This is a genomic window from Alkalimonas mucilaginosa, from assembly GCF_036327005.1.
Lineage (GTDB): Bacteria > Pseudomonadota > Gammaproteobacteria > Enterobacterales > Alteromonadaceae > Alkalimonas > Alkalimonas mucilaginosa.
In genome coordinates this window covers 66,624-84,333 of the sequence record NZ_JAUGZK010000014.1, presented here as the reverse complement: position 1 = coordinate 84,333, position 17,710 = coordinate 66,624, and the positions used below count along the sequence as shown (strand labels likewise).

The window sequence follows — 17,710 nt, the reverse complement described above, 5'->3', positions numbered from 1 at the left end:
CCGGCTGAGATTGCTCAGCCGGGGTTTTTTTATGGCTTGGGTTGCGCGTCCAGTGATTGGCCATTTACCTGAATGCTATCATCGCCGGCCAGATACAAATACAGCCACATTAAATCCGCCGGTGTTTTCAACTGCTGCGCATTCTCAGCCGGGTAAGCGCGGGCCCGCATGGTAGTACGGGTAGCGCCTGGGTTAATGCAGTTTACGCGGACAGAGCTGCCTTCGTACTCATCGGCCAGCGTTTGCATCAGTCCCTCGGTGGCAAATTTAGACACGGCATAACTTCCCCAGTAAGCCCGCCCCTGACGACCAACACCAGAAGAAGTAAAGATGATGGAGGCGTGATCGGCTTTGCGTAATACCGGCATCAAAGCCTGAGTCATCAGCATAGGGCCTGTCAGGTTTACCTGCAGCACATCCTGCCAGATATCAGCTTTTATATGCTCAAAGGGTGCTAAACCACCCAAAATGCCGGCGTTGTGCAGCACAGCATCCAGCTTACCGAACTCGGCTTCAATTGTCGCGGCCAGATCCTGGTAATGTTTTTGTGTGGCGCCTTTCAGGTCAAGGGGCACAATAGCCGGCTCTGGCCACTGGTGCGCACATATTTCATCGTACACAGCGGTCAACTTGGCTGTGGTTTTACCTAATAAAATAACAGTTGCACCGTAACGGGCAAAAGTGAGCGCTGCTTCTTTACCAATGCCATCACCGGCACCTGTAACCAGAATGACTTTATCAGCCAGTAGACCAGCTGGCGCATGGTAACTTTTCATCCAATCATGTTCCTCTTTCTAAATTGCAGCAGCATACGCTTTTTGCAGTTTTTTTTCATCTTTTACGACAGATGCGCTGTTTTCAACTAGCGATTTTGGTTTGATTGGGTTAAGTTTAACTGGTCTAAGCTGTTGAGGGTAACAGCCCAAACCCAAAAATATTAGTCAACACACACTGTTGCAAAAATAAAAAGTGACGACAGGGGAGAATCTATGAAAAAGCTTTTACTGAGTCTGGCGGTGGCTTCGGCGTTAGGCCTTGCAGGCTGTGGCGACTCGCTGGATGATATTAAAAAAGACACCGAACAACAGGGGGAGGTATTAACACCAGTTTCTCGCGTGGTGTTTAACCCGGGTGCCGGTGCTGTATCAGTACCCAACGATTTGCTGTTTCTGGGTACGACCGATGGTACACTCACACTCGATAGTGCCAGCCAGGATTACAGCAATCCGCAAACAGCTTTGGGTATACTGGATGGCTGGTCAACCCAAAATCCTTTTAGTATTGAGCTGAGCTTTGCCCCGGATGTGACACTCGATGCTCAGTCTGCCAGTGAGCCTCAGGCTGTGCGTATTTTTGAAGTGGTCATGGGCGGTCCAACAGCCAGCATTGACGCCTGCCGCGAGTTGCCGCAAGGTGTGGCCTGTCAGTTGGTTGGCGAGTTGGTGTTTGGTCAGGACTTTTTTACTGCCGCTGCTGGTAATAATGTCGCAGTGATCCCATTCCGTCCTTTAAAAGCGAACACTACCTACATTGTGGCGCTCACTGATAAGTTACGTGACTCTGCTGGTCGCTCCATCAAGCCATCGACTACGTACGAGCTGTTGCAGCAGGATTTAGCGACTCTGCCACTAGGCTCGGCTCAGCAGCGTCAACTGCAGGGGGCGATCAACAGCTTTGAAGCGGTGGTGTCATCCACTGATTTAACGCGCTCCAGTATTATTTACACGGCAGCAATTACCACTCAGTCGACGGCTGATGTATTGGCAACGACCAAGCAACTGTGGGCTGGCGCTATTCAGCAGGGTGCTGCGCCTTCGCTGCAGGTGCAGGATACCGGGTTTCGGGTGTCTCAGGTTAGTCCGTTATTCCCTGCTGAGCTTGGTTTTGGCCTGGTCAGGCTATTTCAGGGTACTGTGACGCTGCCTTATTATTCGGGCGTGCCAACAGCGGAGAATCCGCAAGGTCCGTTGAACGAGTTTTGGAAAGCTCGCTGTGACAGCGGCGCTATCATTGCGGCCTTAAGCCAGGAGCAAATTACTGCGCTTGAAGCAGGTATCACCGATCAGGATCAATTGCTAAACGATGGTTTTTGCAATCTAGCTTCCAATGGAGCGCTTCGTGACTTTGACGTGGATCCGCGTCGTCATTTAACCAAGTTTAACACCATCCCTTTACCACGCATGCAGGCGACCCTGGAAGTACAAATGACCCTGCCGGATGAAAATGCGTTTGATAAGCCTGCCAATGGTTGGCCTGTGGTGATGCTGCAACATGGCATTACCTCCTGTAAAGAAAATATGCTGGCAGTTACCAGTGCCTTAACTCAGGCTGGTTTTGCCACCGTTGCTATTGACCACCCACTGCATGGCAGTCGCGGTTTTGGCCCGATCAATGCTTCCGGCAGTAGCTGTGGTGCAGATTTTCCAGCCGGTGGGAATGCTACTGCGTATATGAACCTTGGCAATTTACCGGTAACCCGGGATAACCTGAGACAAAGTATTGCCGATATGCTCGGTTTGCGTTTGGCGCTAAACTACACTCAGGGCGCGGACCTGGATACCAGCAGGGTGCATCTGCTAGGTCACTCGCTGGGTGCTATCACAGGCTCATCCATGGCTGCTCTGGCCAATACGCCATTCAGTAATGAACAACTGGCGCCACTGGATCCTATGTTTGAAATACAAAGTGTGGTACTGGCCATGCCTGGCGGTGCTTTGGCTAACTTCTTATTGGACTCTCCTCAGTTTAGCCCACTGATCAAGGCCAGTGTGATTTTGGCGGCCGGTGATGCAGGCTCTAATGCCTTGGCTGCTTTTGCGATAGGCAGAGGTTGTCAGCCGCAATCCGATACAGTGTCACAAGCAGCCTTCATTGGTTGTGTGTCTCAGCATGTGAATGATTTTATGGTGGAAGGCGATAGTGCCGTACTGGCCCAAATCAGTGGCAATTTGACTCGCTTTGCTTTTGCGGCTCAAACCATTACCGAGGCCGGTGACCCAAACAATTATGTACAGCAATTGCTGGCAACGGAGACACCGGTGCATATCATGATGGTAGCCGGCGGTGACGGGAATTTACCCGATCAGGTGATTCCAAATGGTTTCTTCTCACCTGCAGCGGCTCTACAAGCCGGGGCTATGCCATTAGCTGGCACCGAGCCACTTGCTCGCTTGCTCCAGGCTGAAGCTGTGGCTCCAGTGGCAGGACCGGTGCCGGTTGATGGTGTTACCATCAGTCGCTTCAACGCCGGTGATCATGGCTCTATTTTAAGCCCCGCTGCCAGCCCTGCTGCGATGCAAGAAATGCAGCGGCAGATGGCAACTTTCTTTGCAACTGGTGGCGCTAACGTGGTGGTGACAGATTCTTCGGTACTAAGAGAATAACTTTTTCACCCTCCGCTTTGATAAAGCCCGGTTCGCCGGGCTTTATTTTTATGTACAATGCTCTGAAACTGTAAAGGAGAAACATTGTGGATTTTCTGTACGAGTATGGCCTTTTTCTGGCAAAAGCAGCCACCATTGTCATTGCAACGGGGATAGTGATTGGTCTGATAGCCGGCGCTGCTATGCGTAATAAGCCAAAAAAAGGTGAGTTTCAGTTTACTGATCTGTCCGATGATTTTGTGCAGTTGCAAACGGATTTAAAAGCTGAATTGATGGAAAAAAAAGCTTTTAAACGCTGGCTCAAAGATCAGAAGAAAAAAGAACCAGAGCAACGCCAAACCACATTCGTGATTGATTTTCATGGCAGCATGGGAGCGTCCGAAGTGGATGCACTGCGAGAAGAAGTCACCGCTGTCCTAGCTGCGGCTGAAGATGGTGATGATGTGCTGGTCCGATTGGAAAGTGGTGGTGGGGTTGTGCACGGTTACGGGCTGGGTGCTTCCCAGCTTGATCGCCTGCGCCAGCGGGGTATTGAGCTAACCGTAGCGGTGGATAAAGTGGCCGCCAGTGGCGGTTACATGATGGCCTGCATAGCGAACCGCATTATTGCAGCTCCTTTTGCTATTATTGGCTCGATTGGTGTTTTAGCACAACTGCCGAATTTTCACCGTTTATTGAAAAAAAATGACATCGACTTTGAGCAATTTACCGCTGGTGAGTTCAAAAGAACGATCACGCTCTTTGGTGAAAATACCGCACAGGGACGGGAAAAGTTTCAACAAGAGCTGGAGCAAACCCATCAGCTGTTCAAAGATCATGTGTTTAGCCACCGTGATGTATTGGATATGGAACAGGTTGCAACGGGCGAATATTGGCTGGCCAGCCAGGCGTTGGAATACAAGCTGGTAGACAAGTTGCAAACCAGTGATGATTTTTTACTGGAGCGGGTACAACAACGTCGGGTGTTGCAGGTGAAATTTCAACCGAAAAAGAAGTTGGCCGAGCGGGTTGGGGCCGGTGCCAGTTCAGCACTGCAACATCTGTGGCAAAAGTTGCCTTTTGGGCACTGGAGTCACTGAAAGTGGATACCGAGTTTTGGCTGGAGTGCTGGCAACAGCCGGTACCCGGCTTTCATTTGGATGCCGTTCACCCTTTATTACCCGCTTGTTGGGCTCGGGTGAGCCAGCCTCAGCATCAGCAGGTGTTGGTGCCGCTGTGCGGTAAGAGTATCGATATGTACTGGCTGCAACAGCAGTTGCCTGTGCTGGGAATCGAGCTGGCTAAGCGGCCTTGTCATGAGTTTTTTATCGAAAACCGTCTGGCAGTGAACACCGATCTGGTCGATGGCTTTATCGCGCATCGGGGGGAAACAGTGTGTATTTTGCAGGGAGACTTTTTTCAGCTGTCGGCTGAGCAACTGCAAGGCCCTTGCCTCGTTTACGATCGGGCGGCCTTGATTGCCTTGCCCAAAACCATGAGGCAGCACTATGTTCGCCACCTGCGGAAGTTGCTCCCTGCAGGCAGCACCATTTTACTGCTTAGCCTCGAGTACCCACCAGCAGAAAAGCAGGGGCCGCCTTTTACGGTATCTGCTGCTGAGATCCGGCAATTGTTTGACGGCTGTCAGCTGGAGTTGCTGGCCATTCGTAATCTGACCGGTCAGGGCTTTGCCCGCCGGACCTTTGCAACCAGCTTTTTACTGGAAAAGGCCTGGCGGATCCAGTGTTAGCCTGTTAGCTATTGTGCAAGTGTTTAAAATCAACTGACTCATCTTTACGACCGGCATCCGGGTCGTTAAACACCGCTTCATCCAGTTGTTTTTCGCTTTTTGCGATCACGCAGCTCACCATGGAGTCACCGGTAATATTGACCGAGGTGCGAGTCATATCCAGCAAGCGATCCACGCCAATAATCAGCGCAATGCCTTCTACCGGTAAACCCACCTGTTGCAGCACCATCGCCAGCATAATCAAGCCCACACCCGGCACTCCTGCTGTCCCTACAGAGGCTAAGGTAGCCGTTAGCACCACCATTAAATAATCGGTTAGCGTTAAATCTACCCCATACACCTGGGCAATAAAGACGGTGGCAACCCCTTGCATAATGGCTGTGCCGTCCATGTTGATGGTTGCGCCAAGCGGCACAGTAAAAGAGCCAATGCTGTTTTTTACCCCCAGCTTTTTGGTCACCGTTTCCAGCGTGACCGGAATAGTGGCATTGCTGCTGGAGGTACTAAAAGCAAATAAGGCGGCATCCCGCATTTTGCGTAAAAAGATTACCGGATTCAGGCCTGTCAGCAATTTTAGCAGCAGTGGGTAGGTCAGGAAGCCATGCAACAGCAAGATGCCCAGTACCACAAAGAAATAAGCAGCGAGGCTGCTGAACATATCCAGTCCCATGGTACTGAATACCCGAACCATCAAACAAAAGACCCCATAGGGAGCCAGATTCATCAAGATGGTGACCAACTTCATGACGATGGTATTCAGATCCTGAAATAAGTCCGCGATACGTTCCCCGGTTTTACCGCTCATAGCTGTAGCAATGCCAAATAACACGGAAAAAATAATGATTTGCAGCATGTTTCCTTCTGCCATCGCATTGATGGGGTTGCGGGGAAACATATTGATAAGCACTTGTGCCAGCCCAGGGGCTTCTTCGGTGCTAAAGTTAACATCGCTTTGCAATTCGACACCATGGCCAGGCCCAATTAATAAAGCGGCGCTGATGGCCAGGGTAATGGCAATGGCAGTAGTAAAGAGATAAAGCCCGACTGATTTGGCCCCTAAACGGCCAAGGGTGCTGGCATCCGACAGTGAGCAGGTGCCACAGACCAAAGAGATAAAAACCAGAGGCACCACCAGCATTTGCAAACTGGCAATAAAAATTTGCCCGCCGATATGGAAAAGACCATCGATAAAGAATGCTTTGACCGGCAAATCGAACAGGAATAATGGGATCAGCCGCTCGTCCTCGCCGGCTAACAGCCATTGCAGACCAGCACCTAACACCATGCCTGCCAGCATGCCAATCACAATTCGGCTGGTCAGGCTTAGTTTTTTATTGTTTTGCATAGCGCAGTTCAGGTTGGATTCAAAGATGCTTAAGGTTATCAGTTTGCCTTAAGACAACCAACAGCAATTGATTTTTTTTTAAAAAAGGCTGTGACGGCTGGATAAATCCTAGGTTAAGATACAGAATAGAGATCAAACAATTACAATTATAAAGCTTTGGAGCCTGTGGATGCGTTTAATTCAGCTTATATGCACTTCGGTAATTTTTTCTTTCCTCCTGGCTGCCTGCGGTGGTGGTGGAACTCTTGATGGTGGAGGTAACGGTGGAACCGGGGGCTCAGCTCCGGCATTCACAGTGCAACTCAGCTTGACTGACAGCACAGGCGAAGCAAGTGCGTTGCTTTCAGCTGAACAACCACTGACCGCAACGGCGACACTCACCAGCTCAACCGGCAATGTTGCTGGGCAGGTGATTGCATTTTCCATGGCTCCATCTAATCTTGCTTCATTATCTACCAATACCGGCACGGCATTAACCAATGCCAACGGGGTAGCATCCATCACTCTTAGTGCCACGGATGTCAGTGGTGCCGGGCAATTAACCGCTGAATATGTGTATCCGGATGGTGAAACAACCCGCACCGCTTCGGCTGGCTTTAATTCGGCTGGTGATGGTGGAGGTGAGACCAGCGTCACTATTTCCAGCATTCGCTTGCTGGCTGATCGCACGCAATTAGGCTCGGGAGCTTCTGATGTGCTCCAACTATCCGCATTAGTTCGTGATAGCAACAATGTTTTACTTGCTGGGGTTCCAGTCATTTTTGCTACCGACTCGGGTGAGCTGGTAGTGACATCAGCCAATACAGAGCAAGATGGTGTGGCCAAAGCCAAGCTTACCAGCCAGATTGATAAATCTGTGCGTGATATTGTTGTCAGTGCCCGGGTGAGTAATGTTCGGGACGAACTGTTGGTTCGGGTGGTTGGCACCAGCCTGGAAGTGGCTGCACCATCAGCTGTTGTGCTGGGCGATCAGGTTTCGATTAACTTTTCATTGCAAGATGCCAGTGGTCAGGGCATTGCCAATGAAGTGTTAACGGTGTCTTCTGAGCTTGGAAATCCACTCAGTCAAACGTCACCAACTACCGGCAGCAATGGTCAGGTTAGTATCAGTTACGATGCGGTGACCAGTGGTGATGATACTTTGCTGGTGTCTGCGTTAGGCTTGAACCAGTCTGTGAAGCTTAGTGTTAAAGCCGACAGCTTTGTATTTCTAAAAGCAACGGAAAATGAAGCGGCAATACCCGAAGTGGACCTGAACACACCGAGCGGTATGAGCTTGGAATGGTTAACCGATGCTGTACCGAATGCTAATAATGATGTGCTTTTTTCAACCACTCGTGGCAGCATTGCCAGCTCCATCGCTGGTTTAAATGATGGCAATGTAGTGGCACAAACCACTACCGACGGAGCGGGGCGGGCCAGTGTTTTTATCCAGTCCGCCTTTGCTGGTTTAGCCACCATTTCAGCGCGTGGTGGGGATAACGAAGTCAGCACCCAAAAGGTGATTGAGTTTGTGGCCACAAACCCCAGCAAAATGGAAGTACAGGCTTTCCCAGCACAGTTGGTGCCAGGGGACAGTAGTTCAATTCGGGCCATCGTGCGGGATGCAAACAACAACCCAGTGAAAAATCAATTGGTTGCTTTCTCACTGGATAACAGTGCTGGTGGCTCTATTAGTTCTGGCACCGCCACCACCAATTCGCAGGGTGTTGCTACGACTTCCTTTACGGCTGATCAAACCACAGGTGCAGGAGTAAACGGTGAAAATCTGGTGGTATCTGCGTCACTGGTGGACAATGCCGCTGTGACGGACTCAACCGATATTGCAGTTGGCGGCAGAACCTTGTTCTTCCGCTTTGGCACGGGCAATAGCATTGAAACACCCAGTGCCAGCACCTACCGCAAAGAGTTTTCAATTATTGTGACCGATGCTTCCGGTAATCCTGTCGCCAATCAGCCACTGAATGTTGCAGCGGTGTCATTGCGTTACAGAAAAGGGATTTGGGTACCTGCGCCACCGCCGCCTGCAAGCTTCAAAAGCTGGGAAGCTCAGACATCGGCACATTGTTTAAGCGAAGATGTCAATTTTAATGGTATTTTGGATCTTGGTGAGGATACCAATGGTGATGGTTTGCTAACCCCAGGGAATGTTGCCACTGTTCCAGCTACGGTGACATCAAATGGCGATGGCATTGCTGTGTTCCATGTGACCTACAACAGAGATGTTGCACCTTGGGTTGATATTCGCTTACAGGTCACAGGTTTTGCCGCTGGAACAGAAAACATAAGTTACCGTGAATATACACTGACAGCTGCAGCCAGTGATTTAACAACTGAAACCGTTAGTCCACCGGCCAACCCATTTGGAATAAGCCCCAATTGTGGCGATGCATTCTGAGCAAGTTTTGCATACAAAAAACCCGCGATACTGTCGCGGGTTTTTTTATGTTTGCAAGCTGAGTAATTAACCGCGTTGGAAAGGATAGACCGAACCTAAATGCATGATTTGCGTCAGCTCATCCAGAGCTGCGCGAGACTCTTGCAGCAGTTGCGGATCGGCCAAATCAGCTTCACTGATTGTATCGCGGTAATGCTTATCAACCCACTGATTCAGCGTCGCGAACAGTTCATCCGTCAGTAACACATGAGGATTGACGGCCTGGCGCTCCTGTTCGCTCATGGCAACACGTAAGCGCAGGCAAGCTGGGCCGCCACCATTACGCATGCTTTGTTTTACATCGTAATAATGTACCTGGCGGATAGGAGTGCCACGGCCGGTCAGCTGCTCCAGATAACCTGCTACCCGCTCATTCTCCCGGCACTCGGTAGGGGCGATGATGGCCATTTCACCATTTGGCAGCGTAATCACCTGGGTGTTGAACAGGTAGGTTTTAATGGCATCATCGACCGCTACTTCCGAATCTTTTACTTCAATCAGATGCAGCTCGCTGTTGTTACCGAATTTACGTTGTAACTCTGCCAGCTTTTGCTCTTTATCGACAAAAGCTTGCTGGTGATAGAACAGCACGTTCTGGTTGCCAACAGCAATCACATCGTTGTGGAACACGCCCTGATCAATCACATCCGGATTTTGCTGCATGTACACCACATGCTCTTCCGATAGGCCATGCAAACGCGCAACTGCTTCACAGGCTTCCAGTGTATGGCGGGCAGGGAAGCGCTTAGGTGCTGCTTTCGTGGTATCAAAGGCATAGCGTCCAAACACAAAAAGCTCGACGCCTCTGGCGCCGTACTCACTGCACAAGCGGGTATGATTGGCAGCACCTTCATCACCAAAATGATCGTTATCCGGTAAATGACGGTGGTGGGCAAAATGATTTGGATCTGCAAACATGGCTTGCAGGATGCGGCCAGTGGTGTCGGGCTCCAATGAGCGATGGAACTTGTTGGTCAGATTGGCCGGGGTAAAATGGATTTTACCATCAGCCGTATCAGCGCTGGGCGAAATGGTGGCGGCATTGGCCGTCCACATGCTGGATGCTGAACAAACGGCCCGCAACACTGCCGGTGCTTGTTTCGCTGCTTTGCTAATGATATCGTGATCACTGCCGGTAAAGCCCAGCCGTCGCAATGTATAAACATCCGGCCGCTCTTGCGGGGCCAATACTCCCTGAACCAAGCCAAGATCCTGCAAGGCTTTCATTTTTTGCAAGCCTTGTTTGGCCGCCTGGCGCGGACTGGAGGTATTGCGGGCATTGTTCAGGGAGGCCACATTGCCTACCGATAGACCGGCATAGTTGTGGGTTGGGCCTACCAGGCCATCAAAATTTGCTTCAAAATACTTCATTTTTGCTTAGATCCTTTCGTTTGACTGGCACTGTTATTTTTATTTGGCCATAAGGGATTTGCTTCATTGATTTGGTGGTTTAATCACCAAGAAGCCCAAAAAACAGGGCTTAACTGCATAATAATGAGTTTATGGGCTTGTCACAACTTCAGTTTGCAGATATACGTTAAAAAAGAAGATTCCATTGGCGCACACATTAAGGCATTTTAAGGTTCAGATGGCGAAATCACTGGTTATAGTCGAGTCACCGGCAAAAGCAAAGACAATCAACAAGTACCTGGGCACAAACTTTGTTGTGAAATCCAGCGTAGGGCATATTCGCGACTTACCTACCAGCTCCAGCAAAGAGAAAGCCAAAAAAGCCAATACATCGCTAAGTAAAGAGGAAAAAGCGTATCAGGCACTGGTAGATCGCATGGGCATCGACCCGGCGAATGGCTGGCAGGCCAGGTATGAGATTTTGCCCGGCAAAGAGAAGGTGGTGAAAGAGTTAAAAACTCTGGCTGACAAAGCAGATACGGTGTATCTGGCAACGGATTTGGACCGGGAAGGGGAAGCCATAGCCTGGCATTTACAGCAAATTATTGGTGGTGAGCCCGGCAAGTTCAAACGGGTGGTTTTTAATGAAATTACCAAAAACGCTATCCAGCAAGCCTTTGAAGAGCCGGGAGAGGTCAATGTTGATCGGGTGAATGCACAGCAAGCCCGACGTTTTCTGGACCGGGTTGTTGGCTTTATGGTCTCCCCACTGTTGTGGAAGAAAATTGCCAGAGGCTTATCGGCCGGACGGGTGCAATCTGTTGCCGTGCGCTTGGTGGTGGAGCGTGAGCGCGAAATTAAGGCGTTCAACCCGGAAGAGTACTGGACGGTTCAGGCGGATACCACGACAGCGTCAGCGACTGCCTTGTTGCTTGATGTAAGCAGGCATCAGGGACAAAGCTTCCGACCCGTCAATAAGGCGCAAACTGAGCAGGCACTGGCGCAATTGCAACAAGCCGATTATCGGGTTGCCAAGCGGGAGGATAAGCCGAGTAGCAGTAAGGCATCCGCGCCTTTTATTACTTCTACCTTGCAGCAAGCTGCCAGTACACGGCTTGGTTATGGGGTGAAAAAAACCATGATGTTGGCGCAGCGGCTCTACGAAGCTGGCCATATCACTTACATGCGTACCGACTCGACCAACCTGAGCCAGGATGCCGTCAATGCCTGCCGTGATTACATTGAGCAGAACTTCGGTAAGCAGTATTTACCACCGGCACCGTTGCGTTATGGCAGTAAAGACAATGCACAGGAAGCGCACGAAGCCATACGTCCATCCGATGTGCAGGTCAAGGCCAGCACGCTTGGGGATATGGAAGCCGATGCCCGCAAGCTGTACGAACTGATTTGGCGCCAGTTTGTAGCTTGTCAAATGCCGGCAGCGCAGTACGATGTAACCACCATTACGGTCGAGGCGGGTGAGTACGAGTTAAAAGCAAAAGGCCGGGTATTGCGGTTTGATGGCTGGACCAGAGTGCAGCCAGCAGTAAAGCGAAAAGGTGAAGAAGATCATGTGTTGCCGGATGTAAAGCCGGGGGAGCAGTTAGCATTGCAACAGCTCAATCCGCAACAGCACTTTACCAAACCTCCAGCGCGTTTTAGTGAAGCCAGTCTGGTCAAAGAGTTGGAAAAACGGGGTATTGGTCGTCCTTCTACCTATGCTTCTATTATCTCAACCATCCAGGAGCGTGGTTACGTTCGTATTGAGAACAAACGTTTTTTCGCCGAAAAAATGGGCGAGATCGTTACCGACCGCCTGCGTGACAATTTTGAAGAGCTGATGAGCTTTGATTTTACCGCCAATATGGAGCTTAAACTGGATGATATTGCTCATGGCGAAGTGTCATGGCGTGAAGTCCTGGATAGTTTCTACCTTGGCTTTTCAGAGCAGCTCAAGTTGGCGGAAGCCGATGAAGCAGACGGAGGCATGCGCGCCAACCAGTTTGTGCTTACTGATATCGATTGTCCAACCTGCGGCCGTAAGATGGGGATCCGCACTGCTTCAACCGGTGTATTCCTTGGTTGCTCCGGTTATCAGCTACCACCCAAGGAGCGTTGCACCACCACCATGAATCTGGTGTCTGGTGATGAAGCCATAGCTGATGTTGATGATGAGGAGCAGGAAACCGAAGCCTTGCGTCAAAAGCGTCGTTGCGACAAATGCGGTACGGCGATGGATTCTTACCTGATTGATGAAAAGCGTAAACTGCATGTCTGTGGCAATAACCCAGGCTGTGATGGTTTTGTGGTTGAGCAGGGCAGCTTTAAAATCAAAGGCTACGATGGCCCTGTAATTGAGTGCGATAAGTGTGGCTCGGATATGCAGCTGAAATCTGGCCGTTTTGGTAAGTACTTCGGCTGTACCAACAGCGATTGCAAAAACACCCGCAAATTATTGCGCAATGGTGAGGCTGCGCCACCGAAAGAAGATCCTGTGCATTTGCCTGAGTTAAAGTGCGAAAAGTCAGATGCATACTTTGTGTTACGGGACGGAGCTGCAGGGATTTTTCTGGCGGCGTCTACTTTCCCGAAATCACGCGAAACCCGGGCGCCTTTGGTAGAGGAACTGGTGCGTTTTCGTGAGCGCTTGTCGCCTAAGTTTTACTATTTGGCAGATGCTCCGGTCAAAGATCCGGAAGGAAACCCCAGCATTGTCCGTTGGAGCCGAAAAACCAAGCAGCAGTACGTGATGTCAGAAGCGAATGGCAAAGCAACGGGCTGGTCAGCCTGGTTTGAGAATGGCCGCTGGAAAGTGACCGATAAGGCAAAGTAATGCGGCTGTAAAGATGGTAAAAACCAGCTTCGGCTGGTTTTTACCATTTGCGTTTAGGGGCAAATAACTCGTCCAGATCTTTATTTTCCAGTTCGGCTTTCTTGTCACGATCACGCTGATTGCTGTTTTTCAGCTCATTGGATATTTCTTCCAGCGCTTGTATTACTTCCGACTTGCGGGTTACCACATAATCGGTTTGGTTCGGGGCTCCCTGCAGCGCCGCCAGGGCTTTTTCGTAGTACTGGCGGGCGGATCCAAGCATCTGGGTTGAGCGGGCTTTGACCCCACGCTTAATCTGGCTCTCCACGTTAATACGCAGCTGCAGTGCCTCCAGCCGGCGATCTTCTTGAATAACCACCTGAGTTTCAGCATTGCCTTTGGCATGCTCAGAGCGCAGGATCAGGCGAAGCTTTTTGATTCCCTGGATCAGGCTGATCAGTGCTTTGTCGTCATCCGGCAAACTAATTCCTTCAGGCACCTGAATGTCCGCGGTATTATTGCCGAGTTCTTTTAGACGGTTTTGTGTTTCGTGCAAACGGTTTTTAATGTCCTTCGAACCAGGCTCCAGTTCAGTCATGGCCTTTAATGTGTAGGCGATGCGACGCAGTAGCACCTGGCTGATGGCAGGGCTCATCGGCACGTTGGCCGAGTTGATCAGGATATCTTCGGTATCTTCCAGGATGGTACGAAGCTTGCTGAACTCAGCACGCTTTAGCGAGGCCATCCGGTTACGGTGTTGCTGGACAGCGTTCACTATCACAGCAATGATGACCAGGGCAATGACCAGAATAATGATCAATGTTAATAGCATCTAAACCTCGAAATCCTGTCTGTGTTGTAACCCTGTCTCAGGGCAGTTGCAGTTGAAATAAGCCACCACCAAAAATGCCTCCATTGCTAAGTGCGATCTGACCTCTGCGGCCCTGATGTTGATGGGCGTGCGCAATTAAGTGTGCAAAAAACAAGCCAAGCCCGGTGTGTCCACGGCTTAACTCGGTTTTACCCATCAACAAGTCACTGTTGGTAAGCATCGCTTCCGGAAAGCCAGCGCCATCGTCATGCACTTCTATGCACAGCCAGCCATCACGGACAAAAGTACAAATAGTAAGTTGTTGTTGAGTATAGCGTATTGCATTTACCACGATATCATTGACCAGGTTGGTGATAAGGTCCCGATCGAAAAACCAGTGCAGGTCTGCGTCGCATTGGATTTGTAACTGGATTTGTTTCTGCTCAATATACAATTCATTCTTGAGCTGTATTTCTTCAAGAATATCAATCAGGTAATAATCATCAATCTGCAAAGGTAGCTGATTTCGTTCCAACCGGTAGAGCGACAGCAGTTGCAGTAAATTGGTATTTAAGCGGTTGGCTTCATAATGAATTTTGGCCAGCTCTTGCTGCGTATCAGGAGCTTTTTGCTCCAGCTCGTTGTGCATCAACTCAATGGATTGCAATAGCATGCATAAGGAGTTTTTCATATCATGCACTGACGAGGCCAGCACCGAGGCAAAATCAATCGGCGGTAAGGAATTACTCATGCGTGCTACTCATTCCTGCGATGGTTGCATCTAAAGTACTCGAAAAATGATTTTTCGTATAGCAGATGCCTACTCTTTCCATGCATTTTTAGCTACTATTGGTTATAGAACCATACAGTATCTTAAGTTAACTGGAATATCCAGCTGCTTGCCCGTGCATTGTAACAGGGAACCGTCTGATGAAACTTCAGCAATTACGCTACATTGTCGAGGTGTTAAACCATAACCTCAATGTTTCAGCTACGGCTGAAAGTTTATTCACTTCGCAGCCGGGTATCAGCAAGCAAGTCCGGATGCTGGAGGATGAACTTGGTATTCAGGTCTTTGGACGAAGTGGTAAGCACTTAACCCACGTCACGCCTGCGGGCAAAGAAGTCATTGATATCGCGCAGCAAATTCTGGCGAAAGTAGAAAGCATCAAAGCGGTGGCGAAAGAGCATACCCTGCCGGATCAGGGTAAGTTGAATATAGCCACCACCCACACACAGGCCCGTTATGCATTGCCGCCAGTGATCGGTGGCTTTATTCAGAAATACCCCAAAGTGACATTGCACATGCACCAGGGCTCACCACAGCAAATTTCGGAAGCAGCCTCCCGTGGGGATGCTGATTTTGCCATTGCTACCGAAGCCATGCATTTGTATGGCGATTTGGTGATGCTGCCTTGTTACCATTGGAATCGCAGTATTATTGTGACCGCTGAGCATCCGCTGGCCAAGTTGCAGCGCAAGTTGACCGTAGAAGATATTGCTCAGTACTCGATTGTGACTTATGTGTTTGGTTTTACCGGTCGCTCTGAGCTGGATAAAGCTTTTAACGCTTGTGGCCTGGAGCCCAAAATTGTGTTTACCGCAACCGATGCGGATGTGTTAAAAACCTATGTCCGTCTTGGCCTGGGAGTGGGGGTGCTGGCCACCATGGCGATTGATCCTGTGTTGGATCATGATCTGGTTGCCTTGGATGCCAGTCACTTGTTTGAAGCATCAACCACCAAAATAGGCTTCCGAAAAGGCGCTTTTTTGCGTAGCTATATGTATGATTTTATTCAGCGTTTCGCCCCTCATCTCACCAAGGATGTGGTAGAAAAAGCCAACATGTTGCGCAATCAGGAAGACATTGATGCGATGTTTTCGTCGTTCAAGTTGCCAACACGCTAGCTGAACTATTGTTCTGGTGCTTTACCTGGTACCACAGCTTGCTGCGCAACAATAACCTGGTTGCAGGCTTTACCGTAACCCAATGCGTACTTTAGCGCAGGATATACCCGGTACGCACTGATCGCAAAAGCAAGGGCAATAAGCCCTTGTTGTCCCCACAGTGCCACTATCTCTTCACGCAGAACATCGTCTTCACGTAGCGCATCCGCCTCCGGCTTGCGGGTTAACACCAGCTCCGTAAAGTTCACCACCAGGGCCACTTCCGTTGGTAGGGCTGCTACATCTCGCTGCACAATGGCCTGGATGATGGTAGGGGGTACCCCGGCCTCGAGTGCCAAATCCACCGCCAGTTGGGTGCAGGGGCCACAGTCTTCCGACAGGAGAGCGCCTATTCTGGCGGCGTAGAGTGCATCAAGCGGTACCGGGCCTGAGTGAGTCGCCATGGTCTGAAACCCCATGAACTTTAAAAACGCAGCCAGATCAGCTTGCAGAATATCCTGTTGATAGCGCACATCGTAGTGGTAGTGCTTTGTTAGCGTTAGCAGCATTTTATTCAATAGGTAACGAATCATAAGTTAAGCTTCCTTAGCGTGCTGTCCGGACCAAAGAATAGGCTTGTACAGCAACAGCAGGCTGACCACAAAGAGGCTGGCGCCGACCTGCAGCATCTGGCTGAAATTGCCCTCAGTGATTAATGCCGATGCCAGCAGAGGTCCTGTTGCCAGGCCGATAGAAGATACCACTGCCGCGATGGTGGCCAGCCGGCCGGTGCTATCCAAGACTGCAGTAGCCGCTAACAAGAAGGATTGCACTGCTGGCCAGGAAAAGAACAACAGTGCCAGTGCCAGGGTATAGTACGGGCCTTGCCCGGAAAAAGTGAGCAGGACGGCAGCGCTGATGGACAACACGCAGCCAGCAATCAGCCAGGGGAGGCGACCATAGCGATTGCCCAACATCATGGGTAACAGAGCGCCCAGCAAGCCCAGCATCCCGGTAACGGCGATGGTGGTGCTGACGGTTTCATTGGCGATACCAGCGGCTGTGCCAATTAACGCAGCATAAGCCCAGATGGCACTGGCGGCGATTTGGTACACCAGCATAGCTGCCAGCAGCAACAGCACCGTGATGACAGCACTGCGTCGGTCAGAGCCGAGTGACGCACCTGGTGCCTGAGCGGGAACTGCCAGCAGCCGGCCAGTTGGCAGTAAGCACACAAACACCAGGCTGAGCACTGCAAAGCTGGCCATCACATAAAAGACAGCATGGGCACTGAGCATGGCTTCCAGTGTGGGTAGCAGGTATATCACCAGGGAGCCAACACTGAATTGCACAAACAATAAAGCGCCAAAGGCCCGATCGGGGTAAGGGTGTCGTGCCAGCAGGGCCACACCCAAGCCAAGGGCGAGACCACCAGCCAGGCCGGCGAGAAAACGCCAGCCGAGCAGCAGCAAGAAATCATCCAGCCAGAGGGTGGCAATATCCATGCTTGCCAACAGCAGTAAAGCTGTCATCAGCACTGGGCGATAACGGATGTTTCGCACCAAAAAAATTGCCAGACTGCTGCCACACAAAGCACCGTAGCCATTCAGTGCTACGATTTGGCCCGCCTGTACCTCACTAAAACCAATCTCACCGGCCAGCGCACTGACCAGAGCCGGAAGAAAGTTGATGTAAGACAAGCCGCTCATGGTGATAAAGGCGAGCAGCAGGGCTGCCAGCCAGTGGCGAAGGCCTGGTTGGTTGCTGGCCGTTGCTATGGCCGTAGAAAATGTTGAAATACGCAACATTATTATCCTCTGTATGCTGCTGCTCGTTGTTGGCTGGTATTCTATGGCCGTGCACTAAAAAGAAAATTAGCTGTAACACCCTTTCACTCATGAATACAATTCATGAATTTCATGGTATGTTGGGTTGATTGTAGGGCCGCAGGCAGTG

At 50.5% G+C, this 17,710-nt stretch carries 13 protein-coding genes; 6 read left to right on the top strand and 7 right to left on the bottom strand.

All coding sequences use genetic code 11. From position 1 onward, the window contains the following. Positions 1–29: 29 nt before the first annotated feature. Positions 30–776 carry a YciK family oxidoreductase gene (locus QWF21_RS15425; RefSeq protein WP_330088940.1) on the bottom strand — a complete coding sequence of 249 codons (747 nt, stop codon included), beginning with the start codon at positions 774–776 and terminating at the stop codon, positions 30–32. A 213-nt stretch (positions 777–989) separates the two neighbouring features. Between QWF21_RS15425 and QWF21_RS15420 the strand changes: the two genes are divergently transcribed. The 3 genes from QWF21_RS15420 to QWF21_RS15410 all read left to right on the top strand — a co-directional run bounded on the left by QWF21_RS15420 (position 990) and on the right by QWF21_RS15410 (position 5,112). Next, positions 990–3,383 carry a VolA/Pla-1 family phospholipase gene (locus tag QWF21_RS15420; RefSeq protein WP_330088939.1) on the top strand — a complete coding sequence of 798 codons (2,394 nt, stop codon included), beginning with the start codon at positions 990–992 and terminating at the stop codon, positions 3,381–3,383. Between the two features lie 86 nt (positions 3,384–3,469). Next, positions 3,470–4,462 carry a protease SohB gene (gene sohB / locus QWF21_RS15415; RefSeq protein WP_330088938.1) on the top strand — a complete coding sequence of 331 codons (993 nt, stop codon included), beginning with the start codon at positions 3,470–3,472 and terminating at the stop codon, positions 4,460–4,462. Further along, a complete protein-coding gene (locus tag QWF21_RS15410) occupies positions 4,426–5,112 on the top strand; it encodes a class I SAM-dependent methyltransferase (protein ID WP_330088937.1) in 687 nt (228 codons plus the stop codon). The genes sohB and QWF21_RS15410 overlap by 37 nt, the downstream gene beginning before the upstream one ends. Before the next feature lie 4 nt (positions 5,113–5,116). Here QWF21_RS15410 and QWF21_RS15405 read toward each other — a convergent pair whose 3' ends face one another. Further along, positions 5,117–6,457: a dicarboxylate/amino acid:cation symporter gene (locus QWF21_RS15405; protein WP_330088936.1), complete on the bottom strand. Its 1,341-nt coding sequence runs from the start codon at positions 6,455–6,457 to the stop codon at positions 5,117–5,119. Positions 6,458–6,764: 307 nt separating this feature from the next. On the opposite strand from QWF21_RS15405, the gene QWF21_RS15400 reads away from it, so the two are divergent. Then, positions 6,765–8,855, top strand: coding sequence for an Ig-like domain-containing protein (locus tag QWF21_RS15400; protein WP_330088935.1), 2,091 nt, complete (start codon positions 6,765–6,767; stop codon positions 8,853–8,855). 66 nt (positions 8,856–8,921) lie between these two features. On the opposite strand, the gene astB is transcribed toward QWF21_RS15400, so the two are convergent. Further along, the gene (gene astB / locus QWF21_RS15395) at positions 8,922–10,265 is read right to left on the bottom strand and encodes an N-succinylarginine dihydrolase (protein ID WP_330088934.1); all 1,344 of its coding nucleotides are present in this window, start codon (positions 10,263–10,265) and stop codon (positions 8,922–8,924) included. Positions 10,266–10,482: 217 nt separating this feature from the next. Between astB and topA the strand changes: the two genes are divergently transcribed. After that, entirely contained in the window at positions 10,483–13,077 is a 2,595-nt protein-coding gene (gene topA / locus QWF21_RS15390) for a type I DNA topoisomerase (RefSeq protein ID WP_330088933.1), read from the top strand. Between the two features lie 40 nt (positions 13,078–13,117). On the opposite strand, the gene QWF21_RS15385 is transcribed toward topA, so the two are convergent. Both QWF21_RS15385 and QWF21_RS15380 read right to left on the bottom strand, forming a co-directional pair. Continuing rightward, on the bottom strand, positions 13,118–13,888 hold the full coding sequence (locus tag QWF21_RS15385; protein ID WP_330088932.1) for a hypothetical protein: 771 nt from the start codon (positions 13,886–13,888) through the stop codon (positions 13,118–13,120). A gap of 37 nt (positions 13,889–13,925) precedes the next feature. Continuing rightward, positions 13,926–14,618, bottom strand: coding sequence for a sensor histidine kinase (locus QWF21_RS15380; RefSeq protein WP_330088931.1), 693 nt, complete (start codon positions 14,616–14,618; stop codon positions 13,926–13,928). 179 nt (positions 14,619–14,797) lie between these two features. On the opposite strand from QWF21_RS15380, the gene cysB reads away from it, so the two are divergent. Continuing rightward, positions 14,798–15,775: an HTH-type transcriptional regulator CysB gene (gene cysB, locus QWF21_RS15375; RefSeq protein WP_330088930.1), complete on the top strand. Its 978-nt coding sequence runs from the start codon at positions 14,798–14,800 to the stop codon at positions 15,773–15,775. 5 nt (positions 15,776–15,780) lie between these two features. Here the strand turns inward: cysB and QWF21_RS15370 are convergent, their stop codons facing one another. Further along, entirely contained in the window at positions 15,781–16,347 is a 567-nt protein-coding gene (locus tag QWF21_RS15370; protein WP_330088929.1) for a hypothetical protein, read from the bottom strand. 3 nt (positions 16,348–16,350) lie between these two features. Further along, on the bottom strand, positions 16,351–17,562 hold the full coding sequence (locus tag QWF21_RS15365) for an MFS transporter (RefSeq protein WP_330088928.1): 1,212 nt from the start codon (positions 17,560–17,562) through the stop codon (positions 16,351–16,353). Between the last annotated feature and the right edge of the window lie 148 nt (positions 17,563–17,710).